This is a genomic window from Cryobacterium sp. M91, assembly GCF_002929615.1.
GTDB lineage: Bacteria > Actinomycetota > Actinomycetes > Actinomycetales > Microbacteriaceae > Cryobacterium > Cryobacterium levicorallinum.
The window spans coordinates 1-15,156 of the sequence record NZ_PJJT01000070.1 but is presented as its reverse complement, the minus strand read 5'-3'; the positions used below and the strand labels follow the sequence as shown (position 1 = coordinate 15,156).

General features: G+C 63.2%; 18 protein-coding genes. 13 read left to right on the top strand and 5 right to left on the bottom strand.

Translation table 11 applies throughout. The features are described from left to right. From CXY80_RS03275 to CXY80_RS03240, 7 genes are read left to right on the top strand one after another with little or no spacing between them, the layout of a single operon-like run. On the top strand, positions 1–303 hold the full coding sequence (locus CXY80_RS03275; RefSeq protein ID WP_104131590.1) for a hypothetical protein: 303 nt from the start codon (positions 1–3) through the stop codon (positions 301–303). 30 nt (positions 304–333) lie between these two features. Further along, complete coding sequence (locus tag CXY80_RS03270) at positions 334–1,065, top strand: hypothetical protein (RefSeq protein ID WP_104131589.1); 732 nt, start codon at positions 334–336, stop codon at positions 1,063–1,065. 2 nt (positions 1,066–1,067) lie between these two features. Further along, the gene (locus tag CXY80_RS19360; protein WP_158251550.1) at positions 1,068–2,654 is read left to right on the top strand and encodes a hypothetical protein; all 1,587 of its coding nucleotides are present in this window, start codon (positions 1,068–1,070) and stop codon (positions 2,652–2,654) included. Between the two features lie 15 nt (positions 2,655–2,669). Further along, on the top strand, positions 2,670–4,169 hold the full coding sequence (locus tag CXY80_RS03255) for an SCO6880 family protein (protein WP_199182217.1): 1,500 nt from the start codon (positions 2,670–2,672) through the stop codon (positions 4,167–4,169). Further along, complete coding sequence (locus tag CXY80_RS03250; RefSeq protein WP_233194894.1) at positions 4,169–5,845, top strand: ATP/GTP-binding protein; 1,677 nt, start codon at positions 4,169–4,171, stop codon at positions 5,843–5,845. The genes CXY80_RS03255 and CXY80_RS03250 overlap by 1 nt, the downstream gene beginning before the upstream one ends. Beyond that, positions 5,842–7,662 carry a type IV secretory system conjugative DNA transfer family protein gene (locus tag CXY80_RS03245; protein ID WP_104131587.1) on the top strand — a complete coding sequence of 607 codons (1,821 nt, stop codon included), beginning with the start codon at positions 5,842–5,844 and terminating at the stop codon, positions 7,660–7,662. The genes CXY80_RS03250 and CXY80_RS03245 overlap by 4 nt, the downstream gene beginning before the upstream one ends. Then, positions 7,659–8,072: a DUF4913 domain-containing protein gene (locus CXY80_RS03240; protein ID WP_233194893.1), complete on the top strand. Its 414-nt coding sequence runs from the start codon at positions 7,659–7,661 to the stop codon at positions 8,070–8,072. The genes CXY80_RS03245 and CXY80_RS03240 overlap by 4 nt, the downstream gene beginning before the upstream one ends. Before the next feature lie 165 nt (positions 8,073–8,237). Here the strand turns inward: CXY80_RS03240 and CXY80_RS03235 are convergent, their stop codons facing one another. Then, on the bottom strand, positions 8,238–8,708 hold the full coding sequence (locus CXY80_RS03235; RefSeq protein ID WP_104131586.1) for a hypothetical protein: 471 nt from the start codon (positions 8,706–8,708) through the stop codon (positions 8,238–8,240). 173 nt (positions 8,709–8,881) lie between these two features. Here CXY80_RS03235 and CXY80_RS03230 point away from each other — a divergent pair, with 173 nt between their 5' ends. Beyond that, positions 8,882–9,280: a hypothetical protein gene (locus CXY80_RS03230; RefSeq protein ID WP_104131585.1), complete on the top strand. Its 399-nt coding sequence runs from the start codon at positions 8,882–8,884 to the stop codon at positions 9,278–9,280. A 170-nt stretch (positions 9,281–9,450) separates the two neighbouring features. Here CXY80_RS03230 and CXY80_RS03225 read toward each other — a convergent pair whose 3' ends face one another. The 3 genes from CXY80_RS03225 to mobC are packed head-to-tail and all read right to left on the bottom strand — an operon-like array spanning position 9,451 to position 12,402. Continuing rightward, positions 9,451–10,311: a hypothetical protein gene (locus CXY80_RS03225; RefSeq protein WP_104131584.1), complete on the bottom strand. Its 861-nt coding sequence runs from the start codon at positions 10,309–10,311 to the stop codon at positions 9,451–9,453. Positions 10,312–10,324: 13 nt separating this feature from the next. Beyond that, on the bottom strand, positions 10,325–11,962 hold the full coding sequence (locus CXY80_RS03220; protein ID WP_104131583.1) for a relaxase: 1,638 nt from the start codon (positions 11,960–11,962) through the stop codon (positions 10,325–10,327). Beyond that, on the bottom strand, positions 11,959–12,402 hold the full coding sequence (mobC, locus tag CXY80_RS03215; protein ID WP_104131582.1) for a plasmid mobilization relaxosome protein MobC: 444 nt from the start codon (positions 12,400–12,402) through the stop codon (positions 11,959–11,961). Before mobC ends, CXY80_RS03220 begins: the two co-directional genes overlap by 4 nt. Positions 12,403–12,583: 181 nt before the next feature. Between mobC and CXY80_RS03210 the strand changes: the two genes are divergently transcribed. The 4 genes from CXY80_RS03210 (at position 12,584) to CXY80_RS19055 (ending at position 13,841) form a co-directional block, all read left to right on the top strand. Then, the gene (locus CXY80_RS03210) at positions 12,584–12,892 is read left to right on the top strand and encodes a hypothetical protein (protein WP_104131581.1); all 309 of its coding nucleotides are present in this window, start codon (positions 12,584–12,586) and stop codon (positions 12,890–12,892) included. A gap of 248 nt (positions 12,893–13,140) precedes the next feature. Beyond that, positions 13,141–13,431 (top strand): glutaredoxin-like protein NrdH, encoded by a 291-nt coding sequence (gene nrdH, locus CXY80_RS03205; protein WP_104131580.1) that lies wholly within the window; start codon positions 13,141–13,143, stop codon positions 13,429–13,431. 6 nt (positions 13,432–13,437) lie between these two features. Further along, a complete protein-coding gene (locus CXY80_RS03200) occupies positions 13,438–13,641 on the top strand; it encodes a hypothetical protein (protein WP_104131579.1) in 204 nt (67 codons plus the stop codon). Then, complete coding sequence (locus tag CXY80_RS19055) at positions 13,638–13,841, top strand: DNA-binding protein (protein ID WP_146070655.1); 204 nt, start codon at positions 13,638–13,640, stop codon at positions 13,839–13,841. The genes CXY80_RS03200 and CXY80_RS19055 overlap by 4 nt, the downstream gene beginning before the upstream one ends. 105 nt (positions 13,842–13,946) lie before the next feature. Here the strand turns inward: CXY80_RS19055 and CXY80_RS03195 are convergent, their stop codons facing one another. After that, positions 13,947–14,963 carry a zeta toxin family protein gene (locus CXY80_RS03195; protein WP_104131578.1) on the bottom strand — a complete coding sequence of 339 codons (1,017 nt, stop codon included), beginning with the start codon at positions 14,961–14,963 and terminating at the stop codon, positions 13,947–13,949. Positions 14,964–14,974: 11 nt separating this feature from the next. Between CXY80_RS03195 and CXY80_RS19355 the strand changes: the two genes are divergently transcribed. Beyond that, positions 14,975–15,115: a hypothetical protein gene (locus tag CXY80_RS19355; protein WP_158251549.1), complete on the top strand. Its 141-nt coding sequence runs from the start codon at positions 14,975–14,977 to the stop codon at positions 15,113–15,115. Positions 15,116–15,156 lie beyond the last annotated feature (41 nt).

The window sequence follows — 15,156 nt, the reverse complement described above, 5'->3', positions numbered from 1 at the left end:
ATGTCCCTCTCCCTCGCCGCCGCACACGCGCTCACCACGGTCGGCCAACTACTCACCGCTCTTCCCGACCCGGAACCACTGGCCCCACCCGGGTTCGAAGCAGTCAGCACGATCCTCGCCTGGGCTAAATGGGTTGGTCTGATCGCCGCGATCCTGTCCCTGATCGCGGTAGCCGTGATGTTCATGTTCAACTCCCGCCGCGGCGAAGGCGGCGAACACGTCAAAACATTTGTCAGCATCCTCGTCGGCGTCATGATCATCGGCGCAGCAACCGCACTCGTCGGATTCATCTCCGGCTCCTAAACACTGATCTATCGCGCGAAGGACTGAGGCATGACGAACACCGAACAAAGAAACCCGTTCTCCAGACGCGGATTCATCGCCGCCGCCATCATCGTCGGAATCATCGTCCTCGCCGCGATCATCGTCCTCGTGACGTCACTGAACCGCGGCTCAGGCGATAACACCGCACAACCGACAACAGCCCCCTCAACATCGGCTGAGCCCAGAGGGAACGCCGCTGACAAAAGCGCGTGCGGCCTCTCTGGGTACGAAGAGTCGAGTTCCCTCACGACCGCCCCGGGTAACGAGTGGGAGCTCGTTGGCACGGTAGCCGCACCAACCGCTCCCAAGGGAGCCGGGCCCGGAGTCATCAAAGATGGATTCCGCACCTGCTATTCACACACCGCTGAAGGGGCGCTCTTTGCTGCCGTCACATACGTAGCGTTGGGATCCGATAGTCGGAATGTTCCCAAGCTTCCCGAACTGATCGAACCAGGTGCGGGCAAGGATGCAGCGATAGCCGCGTCGGGCGGAACACCGACACCTTCCAGCGCGCGACTGCAAGTAGCCGGCTTCAAAGTCAACTCATTCGACGGCCAGGAGGCCGTTATCGACGTGGCCTGGGCCGTAACTTCTCAGGGCGGAGCGCTGGTCAGTTTTCCTACCGTTCTGCACTGGGTCGACGGGGATTGGAAAATCGCGCTTTCCGATGAGGGTCAGCCACCTTTTGCATCTTCGCCACTTGAAAACCTCGGGGGATATATCCCCTGGTCAGGAGTCTGATAGTGGCCAGCGACTGCAATTGGCTGACCGACCCTATTGCGTGCGTCTCTGATGGAGCCAACGACTTCGTTGCGAATGCGTCGAACGATGCCGTTCAGGAGTTGGCTAACAGCGTTCTGGAAGGTTTCGGGAAGGCTCTGGCGAGTATTGGGACGATGTGGGTCGCCGTGCCGACCCCCGTTCTCACCGCTGGCGACGGCACGACCCGGCTCCCCACGAATAACCCTGGCTCAGAACAGTTCTCGACGATCCTCGGGTACGTAACGTACATCGGTCTCGCCCTCGCGATTCTCTCGATAATTGCCCTCGGCGCGATGATCGCTCTTCGGAGCCGTCGGGGTGAGGGGTTCCGTCATGTGGGCACTCTCGGGGTGATCTTCATAGCGATCCTGCTCATCTCTGGCGCGTCCGCGCTCGTGGGTGGGCTCTTGGGAGCGAATGCGCCCGAAGGGTCCTCGACGACCGTCGGGTTCTTGCAGAACTCGCTCTGGTACTACGTCGGGGGCCTGGCTATCTTCTCGGTGATCATCGGGGGCATTCGGATGGCGTGGGAGCAACGCGCGCAGCCGGGCAAGGATCTGATCCAGTCGCTCATTACGCTCGTTGTGGTCTCGGGAACAGGGCTCGCGGTCATCACTCTCGCGACGACCGCTGCCGATGCGTTCTCGATTTGGATTCTCAACGGCGCGACGGATTGCGACGTGTCGGTCGCTGGAGAGTCCAACTGCTTTGGAACAAACATCGCAGCGATGGTTGCTCTCTCCGCACAGTCCGGAATAGGTGTCATCGGAATCCTGATTCTCGGCTCAATCGCGCTGCTGATGACCTACGTACAAGTGGCCCTCATGGTGGTACGCGGCGGGTTATTGGTGATCCTGGCTGGCGTGTTGCCGCTGACGGCGAGCTTCACGAATACGCAGATGGGTAAGCAGTGGTTCGGGAAAGTGATCGGCTGGACAATCGCGTTCATCCTCTACAAACCAGCCGCTGCCCTGATCTACGCGGCCGCGTTCAGCCTCACCGGCACGGATGCGTTCAAGGATGACGGCGGCGGCATCTGGACTATCCTGACCGGTCTGGCGTTGATGCTCATGGCCCTGATCGCTTTGCCGGCGTTGCTGCGGTTCGTGGCGCCGATGACTGGTGCGGTATCCGGCGGCGGTGCCGCCGGAATGGCTCTCGCCGGTGCTGCGGGCGGCGCGGTAGGCGAAATGGCCACGGGTGCTGTCAAGCGCATGAGTAGTTCAACCTCGGCGTCGAGCGGCGGCGGTAGCTCGTCGACCGACGCGCCAAATGGAGCTGTTTCCACCGGCGGGGCCGGCGCTCAGACCGCTGGTAAGGCCGCGACGTCCAGCGCACCATCTGGTGCTGCGGCCGGCGGTGGAGCTGCCGCGGGCGGCGCTGCAGCAAGTGGCGGTGCTGCAGCTGGCGGGGCCGCGGCAGGTGGGGCCGCTGCTGCGGCCGGGCCTGCCGCACCGATTGTGATGGGGGCAAAGATGGCGGGCGATGCAGTGAAGGGCGCGGCCAACGCGGCGAAGGGCGCCGTGCAGTCGGCTACCGAAGACTCAACCGGACCTAGCGGTTCCTAAGCAGGAGATTCCTCGATGACAACGAACAGCGCACCGCGCAGCTACGGCAATTGGACGAAACCAAAGACCGCTGGCCTTCTGGGCTTGGGCTCGATCGGCACGGCGATTCTGTTCGTTGGTGCCGGTTTCAGCGTCATCGTGACGATGGCCTCAAACATTCTGAACGGCGTCGTCACGGCGCTCGTTTTCGGAATTTTTCTGCTGACGGTCGCGGTCAAAGACAAGCACGGTCAAAGCCTGCTCATGCGGGCCACCACCCGGGTCGGGTGGATGGTGACCAAGAGTACGGGGACGCATATCTACCGGTCGGGTCCGCTCGGCCGGGCAGAGTGGGGCACGGCGCAACTGCCGGGCCTGGCAGCGGGCTCACGATTGACGGAGTGGCACGATAGCTACAACCGTCCGTTCGCCTTGTTGCAGATCTCCACGACGTCGGACTACACCGTCGTCATCGCTACGGAGCCCGACGGCGCAGCGCTCGTCGACCGCGAACAGGTCGACGTGTGGGTTGCCGAGTGGGGCATGTGGCTCGCCAGCCTCGGCGACGAACCCGGCATCGAGACCGTATCCGTGACGATTGAAACAGCTCCCGACACGGGCACGCGGCTCCGCCGCGAAGTGAACAGCCGGATTGATCCAGACGCCCCGGAATTTGCCAGAAGCATCCTGCACGACCTGGTGCGGCAGTACCCGGCCGGTTCCGCGACCATCAAGGCCTATGTCGCAATCACTTTCAACGCCGCTGCCCGCGTCGGAGGGAAGAAGCGCACCCCCGATGAAATGGGCCGCGAGCTGGCCTCGCGCCTGCCCGGCCTCACGCAAAGCCTGTCCTCGACCGGCGCGGGAGCAACACGCCCCCTCAGCGCCCAAGAACTCTGCGAAGTCATCCGCGTCGCCTACGACCCGGCCGCAGCACGACTCATCGACGACGCCAACGCAGCCGGTGAGCCACCGGAACTCTACTGGCCAGAGGTCGGCCCCACAGCCCACCAGTCAAACTGGGACACCTACCGGCACGATTCGGCCCTGTCCGTGACGTGGATGATGAGCGGCGCCCCGCGCGGCAACGTCCCCTCGAGCATTCTGGCCCGCCTGCTGGCACCGCATCGCGACGTCGCACGGAAGCGTGTCACACTGCTCTACCGGCTGATTGATGCGGCCAAGGCCGCGGCGATCGTCGAGGCAGACGTGCGCGCCTCGACGTTCAATGTCCAATCCTCGAACAAGCCCACAGCACGGAGCATGACCGCGACACGGGCCGCTCTCGCCACGGCGCAGGAGGAAGCATCGGGCGCTGGCCTAGTCAACTTCGGGATGCTCGTCACCGCCACAGTGATCGACGCCGCCCACGAAGCCGACGCGAAAGCCGCAATCGACAACCTCTCCGCTACCGCCCGGTTGCGGCTCCGCATCGTGCACGGCTCACAGGACTCCGCGTTCGCGGCCGCACTTCCACTCGGCCTAGTCCTGCCGAAGCATTTGCGCATTCCATCTGAGGTTAGGGAGCAGCTGTAATGCCCGCCATTGATTCCAACCGGCACAAGGCCGCGAATTCGAAACTCACGTCGAAGCCGCGCGAGCTGGCCAGGCCGAAGCAGACGAAGGCCGACACGGAAAAGAAGCCCCAGGTCCGTCGCCCCGGTCCTCGCGGCTGGTTGGGCCGCGGTCGCGGTGAGGCCAACGTCATCCAGCCGGCAGATGAGTGGCGCGGAACGACCGTGCAAGTGTGCGGCATGCACCCCTTCTCCGTCGGAACCGGAACCCCGATGATCGGCGTACCCATCGGCCTCCAACTCTTCACCGGAGCGACCGTATGCGCCGACCCCATCTCCTGGTTCCAAGACGCCGGCCTCATCTCGAACCCCTCCGTGTTCGTACTCGGCCTGCCAGGCCTGGGCAAGTCAACACTCATCCGAAGGATGGCCGCCGGCGGCGCAGGATTCGGAAACCTGCCGCTAGTTTTGGGCGATCTGAAACCCGACTACGTTGACATGATTCGCGCTCTCGGCGGGCAAGTCATCACCCTCGGCCGTGGCCGCGGGCATCTGAACATCCTCGATCCCGGCGAAGCAACCGCGGCCGCCGAACGGCTGCGCCTCGCCGGTAAGGAGAAGGAGCGTCAAATGGTGCTCGCGGATGCTCACGGCCGCCGGCAAACGATGGTGTCCGCCCTGCTCACGATCCTCCGCAAAGACCCACCGTCGGCCCGTGAGGAATCCATCATCGACCGGGCCCTCACCGTGCTCGACGAACGCAACGAGGGCGTTCCGGTGCTGGGCGACTTACTGCGGGTGATTCAGGAAGCCCCCGCGGAAGTGCGCGCGGTGGCCCTGGACCGTGGCGACCTTGAGCGGTACAAGAAAATCACGGAGGAGCTGGAGGCCTCACTCATCAGCCTCACCTCGGGTGGACGTTTAGGCGAAACCTTCGCCCACCCGACCGACGTTCCCATGATGAGAGACCGCCCCGTGGTCTACGACGTGTCCTCGATCGATGACTCCGACACCGACATGCAGGCCGCAATTCTCCTCGCCTGCTGGTCGGCCGGCTTTGGCACCGTGAACATCGCCAACGCCCTCGCCGACGCCGGCCTCGAACCACGCCGCCACTACCTCGTCGTCCTCGATGAACTCTGGCGGGCACTGCGCGCGGGAGCGGGCATGGTCGACCGGGTCGACGCCCTCACCCGATTGAACCGTCAACGCGGCGTCGGCCTCGCAATGATTTCACACACGATGAGCGACCTCCTCTCCCTGCCGAGCGAGTCCGACCGGATGAAGGCACGCGGCTTCGTCGAACGATCCGGCATGGTCATCGCTGGCGGCCTACCGGGCGCAGAAATGCCCATGCTCACCAGCGCCGTTCCACTCTCGCGCGCCGAACAAGAACTGCTCACGTCCTGGCAAGATCCCGGCACCTGGGATACCGGGCTGGGGCGCGAATCCGACCCTCCCGGCCGCGGCAAATTCCTCATCAAAGTCGGCGGCCACCCGGGCATCCCCGTCAAGGTCGAACTGATCGAATCAGAACGCGCCATCAACGACACCAACAAACTCTGGCACCCCGCATCCTCATTCCCCGAACCCGACGAATCCAACCCGACTATCGGACGGGGCAACGCCGACGACGCCCGGCACGACGTCGAGGGCGAAGCCGACCGCACCGCCGACGAAGAGGACAGTGCAGCATGAGCGCATCGAACAGGCGAAACCAAAACGGCCTCGGCGGGCAGACGATCATGCTGATCGTCTGCCTCACGCTCGTCGCCGTAACCCTAGGCGCTGTGTGGGTGGCCGTGACGTGGGGCTCACAGCTGGACGAGGTCAACCCCGACCTGACCGGTGACCCGTTCGGACTGTTTTTCGGCGTGCTGGGAGGCTCCGTGACCTGGCCGGCCTCCGGGACGTGGATTCTCGCAGCCACGCTCGTCGTGGTCCTCGTTCTGGGCGTCCTCGTCGCCGTGTCGGTCTCGCGTGGTCGGAGTCGTCGAAGCAATGTCGACGGAGCAGCGACGTACATGGGCAAGGGGCGCGATCTTCGCGCGCTGTCGGCCACGGGCGCGAAGGCGACCGCGCAGCGTCTCGGCGTCCCCGACTGGCTCGGCGTCCCCATCGGCATCACCGTTGCCGGCCGGCACAAGCTCTACGGATCACCCGAAGATATGCACGTCGACATCTGGGGACCCCGCACCGGAAAATCCACCAGCCGTGCAATCCCAGCGATCCTGTCCGCTCCAGGCGCCGTCCTCACCACGTCAAACAAGCGAGACGTCCTAGACGCGACCCGCGATGTGCGAGCCGCAGGCGGTGGCCGCGTGTGGGCGTTCGACCCGCAACGCATCGCGCTGGAAGAACCAACCTGGTGGTGGAACCCCCTCAGCTACGTCACCGACGACGTGAAAGCCGCCAAGCTCGCCGAGCACTTCGCAACCGGTTCTCGCGCCGGCGACTCGCGCGCCGACCCGTACTTCGACAACGCCGGCCAAGACCTCCTGGCCGGCTTCCTCCTGGCCGCAGCCGTCGCCGGTCTACCCATCACCAAGGTGTTCACCTGGACCACAACACCCGGCGATGAAACTCCCGTCGACATTCTGCGCGCTCACGGTTACGACCAGATGGCCGACGCCGTCGACGGCCAAGTGAACGGCGAACCGCGACGCCGCGACAGCGTCTATGGGACGGCCGCGCAGATGGCGTCATGCTTGAAGGTCCGCGCGATCGGGCAGTGGGTGACACCTATGGGCGGCAACCTGGCCGGAGATTCCCGACCACAGTTTGACCCACACGCGTTCGTGCGCAGCCACGACACCCTCTACAGCCTCTCCAAGGAAGGCAAAGGAACCGCTGGCCCCCTCGTCACAGCTCTCACCGCAGCCACTGTCGAAGCGGCAGAAGAGCTAGCCACAACCCAGCCCGGCGGGCGTCTGGCCGTTCCGCTGCTCGGCGTTCTTGACGAAGCAGCAAACGTGTGCCGCTGGCACGGCCTCCCCGACCTTTACTCGCACTACGGCTCTCGGGGAATCGTCCTCATGACCATTCTGCAGTCTTGGTCACAGGGCGCCGAAGTGTGGGGCAGAGACGGGATGCGCAAGCTCTGGTCAGCCTCCAACATCGCCGTCTATGGCGGCGGCGTCAAAGAACCGGAATTCCTAAACGAGCTGTCGCAGATGGTCGGCGACTACGACAAACACACGACCTCGACGAGCGTCGGCCGAGGAAACCGGTCAATATCTCACCAAGTACAGCGCGAGCGCACGTTGGACGTCGCGGATCTCGGAGCTCTGCCCCGCGGCCGCGCCGTAGTGTTCGCTTCCGGTGCACCCGCAACGCTGATCGAAACAGTGCCCTGGATGCGTGGCCCTCAAGCCGACGCCGTACGCGCGTCAATCGCCGCACACGACCCGTCGAGCCTCGCTCTGCCCATCGATGAGTCCCCCGTAGCAGCAACACCGGCCAGAGGCACTCCAGCCTGGGTGAATGCGACTCCGAAACAAGAGGATGACCTGTGAGTGAGTTCGATGCACTCCGTGACGATGACGACGAAACAGAAGCGACTGAGGAGGCCGCACCGCAGCTGTTCTACGGTTCGTCCGACGAGTTCATGCGTGACCGACTCCGGCACATGTATTCCCGCCGGGTCGGTCCCGGTAACGCCAGCTTCCGATGGGCGGCGAACTGGTGGAACTACCCGGAAGCTCTCGCACGCATAGACGCCCTCTGGCGAGCTTGGGAGCACCTCAGGCTCGACGGCGCTACCGGGTCAAGTACATGGTGGATTGAGCATGCGGACCACCACATGCCGATTCTGATGAGCACAGAAGGACCGTTCGCAAAGTCAGAGGACACGAACAAACCCGGAGAGCCGCTGCCCTACACGGCACCACCGGAAGGGCTGTTCCCCGATATGCGGGAGAACTGAACGGACGAACGAGCATATGATCAGGCTTTTTGCTGATTTAGTGCGCTGCGAACTCACTAGGTGGCCGCTGGTCGTGCCGGTTTGAGGGCGGGGATCGACCGTTAATCATGATGCGAAGCATGCGAGCAGTGCCCGCGCTCGATTCGACGCCGTGTGTCGGCGTGCCTACTCTTTGATGGCGAGCGCCTTGCGCATGGTGGTCACTAGTGCCCGCTCTGCGGCACGTAGCGCCCCAGGGTCGTCGGTGCCGAGCGCCTCCGCCGCGATGCCCAGCGCCTTGTCGACTCCGTCCGGCCCGAGAACCACGAGCGGCGCCGACGCCTCTGGCCACCCTGTCTTTAGTTCCTTCGCCCTCGAAACGACAGCAGTGAAGTCGGTGCCGCGCGCGGTACCCTCGGTGCTCCCGGCGGTAATCTTGTTCGCCTCTTCCATCAGCACAGTCACCTGCCGCAGGAGCACGATCGCCGTAATGAAGGCCTCGTATCGTCGCTCTCGCACCCACTTCGCGTGGTCACGCCGCGCTTGAATAGAAACACCGAGCAAACCACCGAGAGTCGCGACGAGCGCTCCGCCGAAGATCGTCAGGAGCACCTGAGCAGTGGGATCGAGAGCAGATACAGTAGCGGCGAGGATCACAACGTGAGCCTAATGGCGGTTTGCTAGCGCAACCGCGTGCCCATCAGAGCTCGGCCTGCTTCACCTGATAAAACGGCACATGTATGGTTGGTCCTGTGCCCTCATACGCTAGAGTATCGCTCACGATAGCCGCTGTCGCGGTAGCCTTTTGCCTGGCTGGCTGCACGATAAATATGCCAGCACAAAAGAATTCCCCAACGACGAGCGAGGCGTCCGCGGAGACCGCGCAGCAAGCCCTCAATGCCAAGCAGGCCGCCCTCGATACCGAGGCTTGTAAGGGATTCAAGCTCGATATGGAGAAATATATGGCGACGGCTCCGACCGGTTCGCCAGCCGAAGCTTTCATTACCGCCTACACGGCGCTTGCCTTTGATACAGGCGAGCGAGCCTCGGATGCCGGCAACGGCTCGGACGTACAAATTGCACTCTACGAACTGTCGTCGGCAGCCGCGATGTCATCGGATGAGATCGCTAATACCCGCGGACTCTCGACTAAGCAAGAACTTGCCTCTCGGATCGCGATCGATACCGCCGGGGACGCCTGCGGTATCAAGTACACCGTGCTCGAATGATCTGAAGTTAAGTGGCGATTGAGCTGCTGCGGGGATTTCGGACAGTGGGCGGCGATGATCCCGGATCACGGAAGAACACTGCACCGGAGGTCAATCCTGACTCCCTTGGGCAACACTGGTGCTGGGCTTTTGCAACACGCGACCTGGCAAATATTCTTGGCTACTCCTTCTTATCGTGATAGCCCGCCACGGTCGCGCTGTTGCACGCTGCCCTTGCTGCTGTGGCGTGGTTTGGCGGCCTTGCCCGACCGGGTCATGACTGCCTCTCGCGGGTGCTTGGCGTTTTCACCGTCTGCGAGGATTTGCGCGTTGATCGTCTTCTGATCAGCTTTGCCTTCAAGGCTCGCGGCGAATCGCTCGCGCCGCTCTGAGCTGTCGTAATCCAGTTCCCCCGAACCGCGCTCGACGCGCGCCTGGTCCGCTGCTTCGGTGGCCTGCTTACGGTCCTCATCGCGGGTTTTGACGTCGACTTCGTCGGCGTCGCCGTGGTTCCAATCACGGTCGGCCACTTCCTGAGCCTCGCGCCCGTGACGGTCGGCGTTGGCGAAGAGGAGCTGGCTCGCGGTGAGGTCTTCACCAGCTCGCTGCCGCTCGATAGCGGCATCGGCACGGTCGCGCTCAGCATCCCGGAGCGCCGCTGCAATCACAGCGGGATCCGCTCCAGGGGCTTCAATGTCGATGCCATAGCGTTCCTGCACCTCGTGATTAATGGTGTCGCCGGCCTCACGTGCAACATCGTCGAAGTCACGCCAGGCCGTGGCGGTCTCATGCACGCCGGCGATGTCCTCGGCGGTGGCCTGGTTCCACCACTCGGGGTGTTTGACCGGCGCGAGACTGGCTCGTGCGGCTCCACGCTCGGCCTCGAAGCGTGCTTCCAGTTCGCGCGCCTCCTGCACTGCGCTCGCTTCGCGCTGTCGTGCCAGCTGCTCACGCAGTCGAGCGATGCGTTCCCCGAACTGCGACGCGATAGTGAGCGCGATGCGCAGCGAATCGTCAAACGTCTCGCCAACACCATCAGTCTCTTCGGCCATGATCTTCCTCCGTCTAATCTCTGCCCAGACCGTCACGCTCGTATGGCACGGCTGGTGTCTTGCGTTTGGTCGGTTGCAGCTTGTTCGGAACCGGCGAACCTGGCGCCGCGAGACCGTCGGTAGCTCGTCGCATGACGCCAGGGACGTCAGCTGTCTGTGTTCGTGAGTCCGGCTGTGCGGTCCTGCTCGGGACTGCTGGCAGTCGATCGGTGACCGCGGCGAACTGGTTGCGCAGCATTGCCGTGACTTGCTCGGCACGGCGGGCGTCTCCGACAGCGCTGTGCATGTCGAGGATCGCCACTGAGACACGGCCCAGCTGCCGGAGCATGATTGCCTCGGCCATCGTGCCCTGGCTACCGCTGGCCGCCTGCATGAGGATCATGGCGGCGTTCGCCGCTGACCCCAGTTGAACAGGTTTCGGCCGTGACTGGTATGCCCGAAGGTGCGCCGACCGGGCCAGCTCCCTAGAAGTCTGCGCGAGCGGCCCCGGCGTCGCCTCGACGCGCTGCGACCACGCGGCGAAAGCGCCAGCAGTCTCGCGGGCAACGTGCGCCCAGGTGGCTCGATCCGTCACGGGAACGTCACGGAGCTGCTTGCGAAGCTGCCCGATCTCGTCGCTGTACTGCTTCCACATCTTCGCAGTCGGCGTGCTCTCTTCCCGGCCCGGTGCGACAGGTCGGTACTCCCATGGATTCTTCGCCGTGGCCCGCCATTCATCGACGGCTCCCTGCGCCGCCTGGGGGCTGTCCGGCCAGCCCTCACGAAGCCTCGGCAACGTGAGGTCACGGGCCAACCGCCCACCCCCATACCAAATCGGCTTCTCGCCAGCCGGAGGCCGGACCGCGACAGAGTAGCCGGCTACAACGTCATCGCGACCGGCGGCGTACCGAGGCCGGATGAGGACACCGCCACGGCGCATCCGGCGAACGAATTCGCCCTCGTCAACGGATGCGGTCGCCGCGGCCCGGACGGTGCGCTCCATCTTGTGAGCGTCGACCTCAGCGGAGCTCGAACGCGCGGCACGCTCGCGCTCGGCAGGCTTGACGCCGCGCTCTCCGAGTCCCAGCCCACGGCTCTCCAACTGCTCGAGCCCATAGTCGCGTTCGAGGTCGCGGCACACCGCCTGGGCACGCGTGAAGTCGTTGTGTGTCGTCGCTTTGGTACCGTCCTCGCGCACCAAAGACACGGCCAGGTGAATGTGATCGTTACCGTTCGTGGAAAGTCCGTGACGCACCGCGACCCAACGGCACGCGGCTTTTCCGCTGCTCTCGGTAAACCCCATCCGATCGGCGAAGTCCTGCGCGATCGTTCCCCACTTCTCATCCGAGAGCTGTCCCTCTTCCGCGCGCAACGACAGCGAGCAATGCCACACATCCCCGGCGACACGTTTACTCGTCACCTCGCCCGTAACCGCGTCGGAATCCTTCACCATTCGGAGCACCTCAACGTCGAACGCACGTCGTGGAGCGTCAAGGCTGCGCGCAATCGCCAGGGCTGTGTTGGTGTCCAACACGCTGTAACCGTGCTGCGCCATGATCGCGGAATCGCCGGCGACGAGGTGCTGTTCCTCATGTTCGTTGTGCCGGCCACCGCTAGCCAGGTACACCATCAGGCCGCCCATTTGGCCGCCCCGTCGAATGTTGGGCATCATGACTCGGCCAGCCTGTCAATAACGCTCTCAACCTTGACGGCGAGCACACGATACTCAGCCACAACGGCGGCAGCCGTGTCGGGGAACGCACCCTCCGTATTAGCGAACTTCGCCAACTGGTTGACGTTGTTCGAGACGTTCGCCATCAACCGAGTCATCACGAACAACTCCGCAATCGCACCCTTACGATCCGTCGTCGTCTCAATATTCGCGTTCATCGCCGACTCAAACAACATCCGCGGCACCGTCACATCAGCAACCACCGCACGAGCACGCAACTGAGCATCCTCCTCAGCCGTCACATACACCCGGTAACTCTTCTCCCGCCCACCATCAACATTGGCGCGGCGCTGACGACCAAACAAACGACGCTCGTTCTTCTCCGTCAACGGTTTCGCCTCCTCCTGGCCCAGCGCAGCGACCCCGAAAAACGGGGACATACGTCAAGTATGCCAATTCCGACGCGCAGCGTCCAGAATTCAAAGCCATTTACCACCGGTAAATGTATAGCTTGCTCCGCTTCAACTTCGTCTAAACGGAACGAACGCGCGTGCACCGGCTCCTCGTGCAAATGCGAAAGGACGACGTTCGTGAGGTGCAGTTGCCTGTTAATCTGAGGGCATGAACGATGCGAATGTGAAACCAGAAGATGCGGCCGCCCGTGCGCGGGCAATTATTGAAGCGAACGTGGACGCCCGCGTTGAAGCCGTCCGCGTTCTCGCGGATGCGGGCAACGAGTACGACGTCGCAGACCAACAACTGAAGGACGCCACTGCGGCGCACGAACACGCGTGGAGTGCAGCGATAGCCTCCGGATGGAGCGAGAAGGACCTCCGCGCTACAGGCGTCAAAGCCCCCGGCCAGTCCACACCGAAGGCACGTAAACGACGCACCACTCCCCCGGTCACCGTTCCAAACACTGAGGTGTAGCCTCCGGCTCCTTTTCTGTAACGAACAAGCCCCGTCGAGCACAGCTCGGCGGGGCTTGTTCGTGCAACTTGCGTTGCCTTTTCGGCTGTTTATCGTACGCACCATTCCTCTCTTGGCAAGGGCTTTCGCGGCATATCCTCACTCGCTGCGCTCCCTCCGGTATTCCACGGCCCCTTGCCAATTCACCCCTGACGCTGTAAATCGGCGTGCGCCAAAAGGCAATGGGGTTATGAGAAAGGACCACCACCATGAACACACCACTCACCGTGTACACACTGCCGAATTGTGTCCAATGCACAATGACCAAACGAGCACTCGACACCGCCGGAGTGACCTACGTTCTCGTCGACCTGGCAAACGACGAACGAGCCGTCAACCTGGTCAAGGAGCTCGGCCACACATCCGCCCCGGTCGTCATCACCGAAGCCGCGAGCTGGTCAGGTTTCCGCCCCGACAAAATCGCCGCCGTAGCATCCGCACGCGTCCCCGAACCGGTCAACGAACCGGTCGACGAACCGGTGAGCGAGAACGGCCAGTAAGGCGCCATGACGATGGAATTCAGCACCCTACAAACGACGCTGCCCGCCAGCGACACCGAGCACCTCACGCGAACAGGGAAGGTCGCGGAACGCCTCGACGACCTACGCGCCCACGGGCGTTTCGGCTGCATCCTGGCGAGCACACTCACCATCACGGAAACCGACTACGTCACCATCATCGACACCCTGACCAAGGAGACAGAGCAATGAGCACCACACCCAACCCGGCAGCATCACAGATTCTGTTAACACCCGAGGAAACGAGCCAAGCGCTCGGCGCAACACTCGACGAGCTGCACCACTGGCGACGACACGGCACCGGGCCAGCATTCCATTCGCTCGGCGGAAACCTAGTCCGCTACTCCGCAGCGGCCGTGGCCTGGTCCGCCTCCTCGACCGCAACAACCTGAACCGATGCCTCCGCTGCGGTGCGATCGTCAGCGGCCCTCTTCAAGTCCCGCATGACGGTCGCGCTGCCGCGCTCAATTCGCACCCCGATAGGGGTTCGAATCGAACTACCGGGAAAGCCCGGAATCCCGGTTCGTCCGTGGCGACGTTCGTCGCGGACGACCGCTAGCAGTCCCATCCAGAGCACGCTTAGCAGTCAAGGCAACCCGTTCGTCCAGAAGCGCCGAGCCAGCCGAAAGCCGGACCTGCACATCAATCTTCTCCGGCGACGGCTTGCTCGGATCCACAACCTGGTAACGCTCGAACCGAGTCACGTGGCCGCTCTCCGTGGCCAACCGTGTCGCGGCGTCCAAACAAGTCGATTGCTCTGCACCGTTCGGAAAAAGTGACTCAGGATATGCCGACGGCACCCACCGACCGCCAAGTTCAGAACCCGCAGCGCCACGTTCAGCTTCGACATACCCGCGCAACCACCGATCACGCGTTCGATCACGCGACACGTCCAGGACCACTTCCACCTCAACCACCGTCACTTCGTACCCGGCCCGCTCGAGCAGCTGCCCCATCTTCACAGCCGATTCAGGGTTCGACAAGACCGTGTCAAGAACTATCCGATCGCCTGATCGAATCGCATCTGACCTGGCGCCTTTCGACAGTTGCGAAGATTCATCGTGCACCAAAGAAGCGAGCTCTCGAGGATAGAACCGCTCTCCCCCGTCATGGAGCACCCGCACATCATCCGGAACGAGCCAGCCCTCGTAGCTTCCATCCGCGATCGCCTCACGCAGCAAAACATCCTTGAAATGATCCGCATCAATCACCCGCCACTGATCAGCGCTGCCTCCGGCCGCCGCGATCACCTGGCCAAGCACAGTCGACTTACCCGCGCCCGGAGGACCCGCCAACACAATCGCCTTACGATCAGTCAAAACATTCGGCTGTTCCTCACGAAACTCCGCCCGCACGCGCGCATGAAACTGCTGCCGTTCAAAAGTCAGGTCACCGTCAATGAACCACGCCGGATTGTTGATCGTGGCATTCCGTGCGTCGGCACACAAAGAACCACCTGAGCGGGAAAACTCGCTCAGGTGGCTCTCATGGCGCTCAATCAAATCGGGCGTCATTGCTTCCCAGCATGGCGGCGCAACTGCGCGGCCTCGTAAATCTCACCATCGATCAGGCCCTGCTGCAGCGCCTCCTCGACGTCATACCACGTGCCCTCACCCGGCCGGAATTTGTCAAGGCGAATGAGACCAGTGGGAGTTTAGGCGGCTAGTTCGAGCCCTTCATCCTCGATGGGTTTGACGGCAGGTTTGT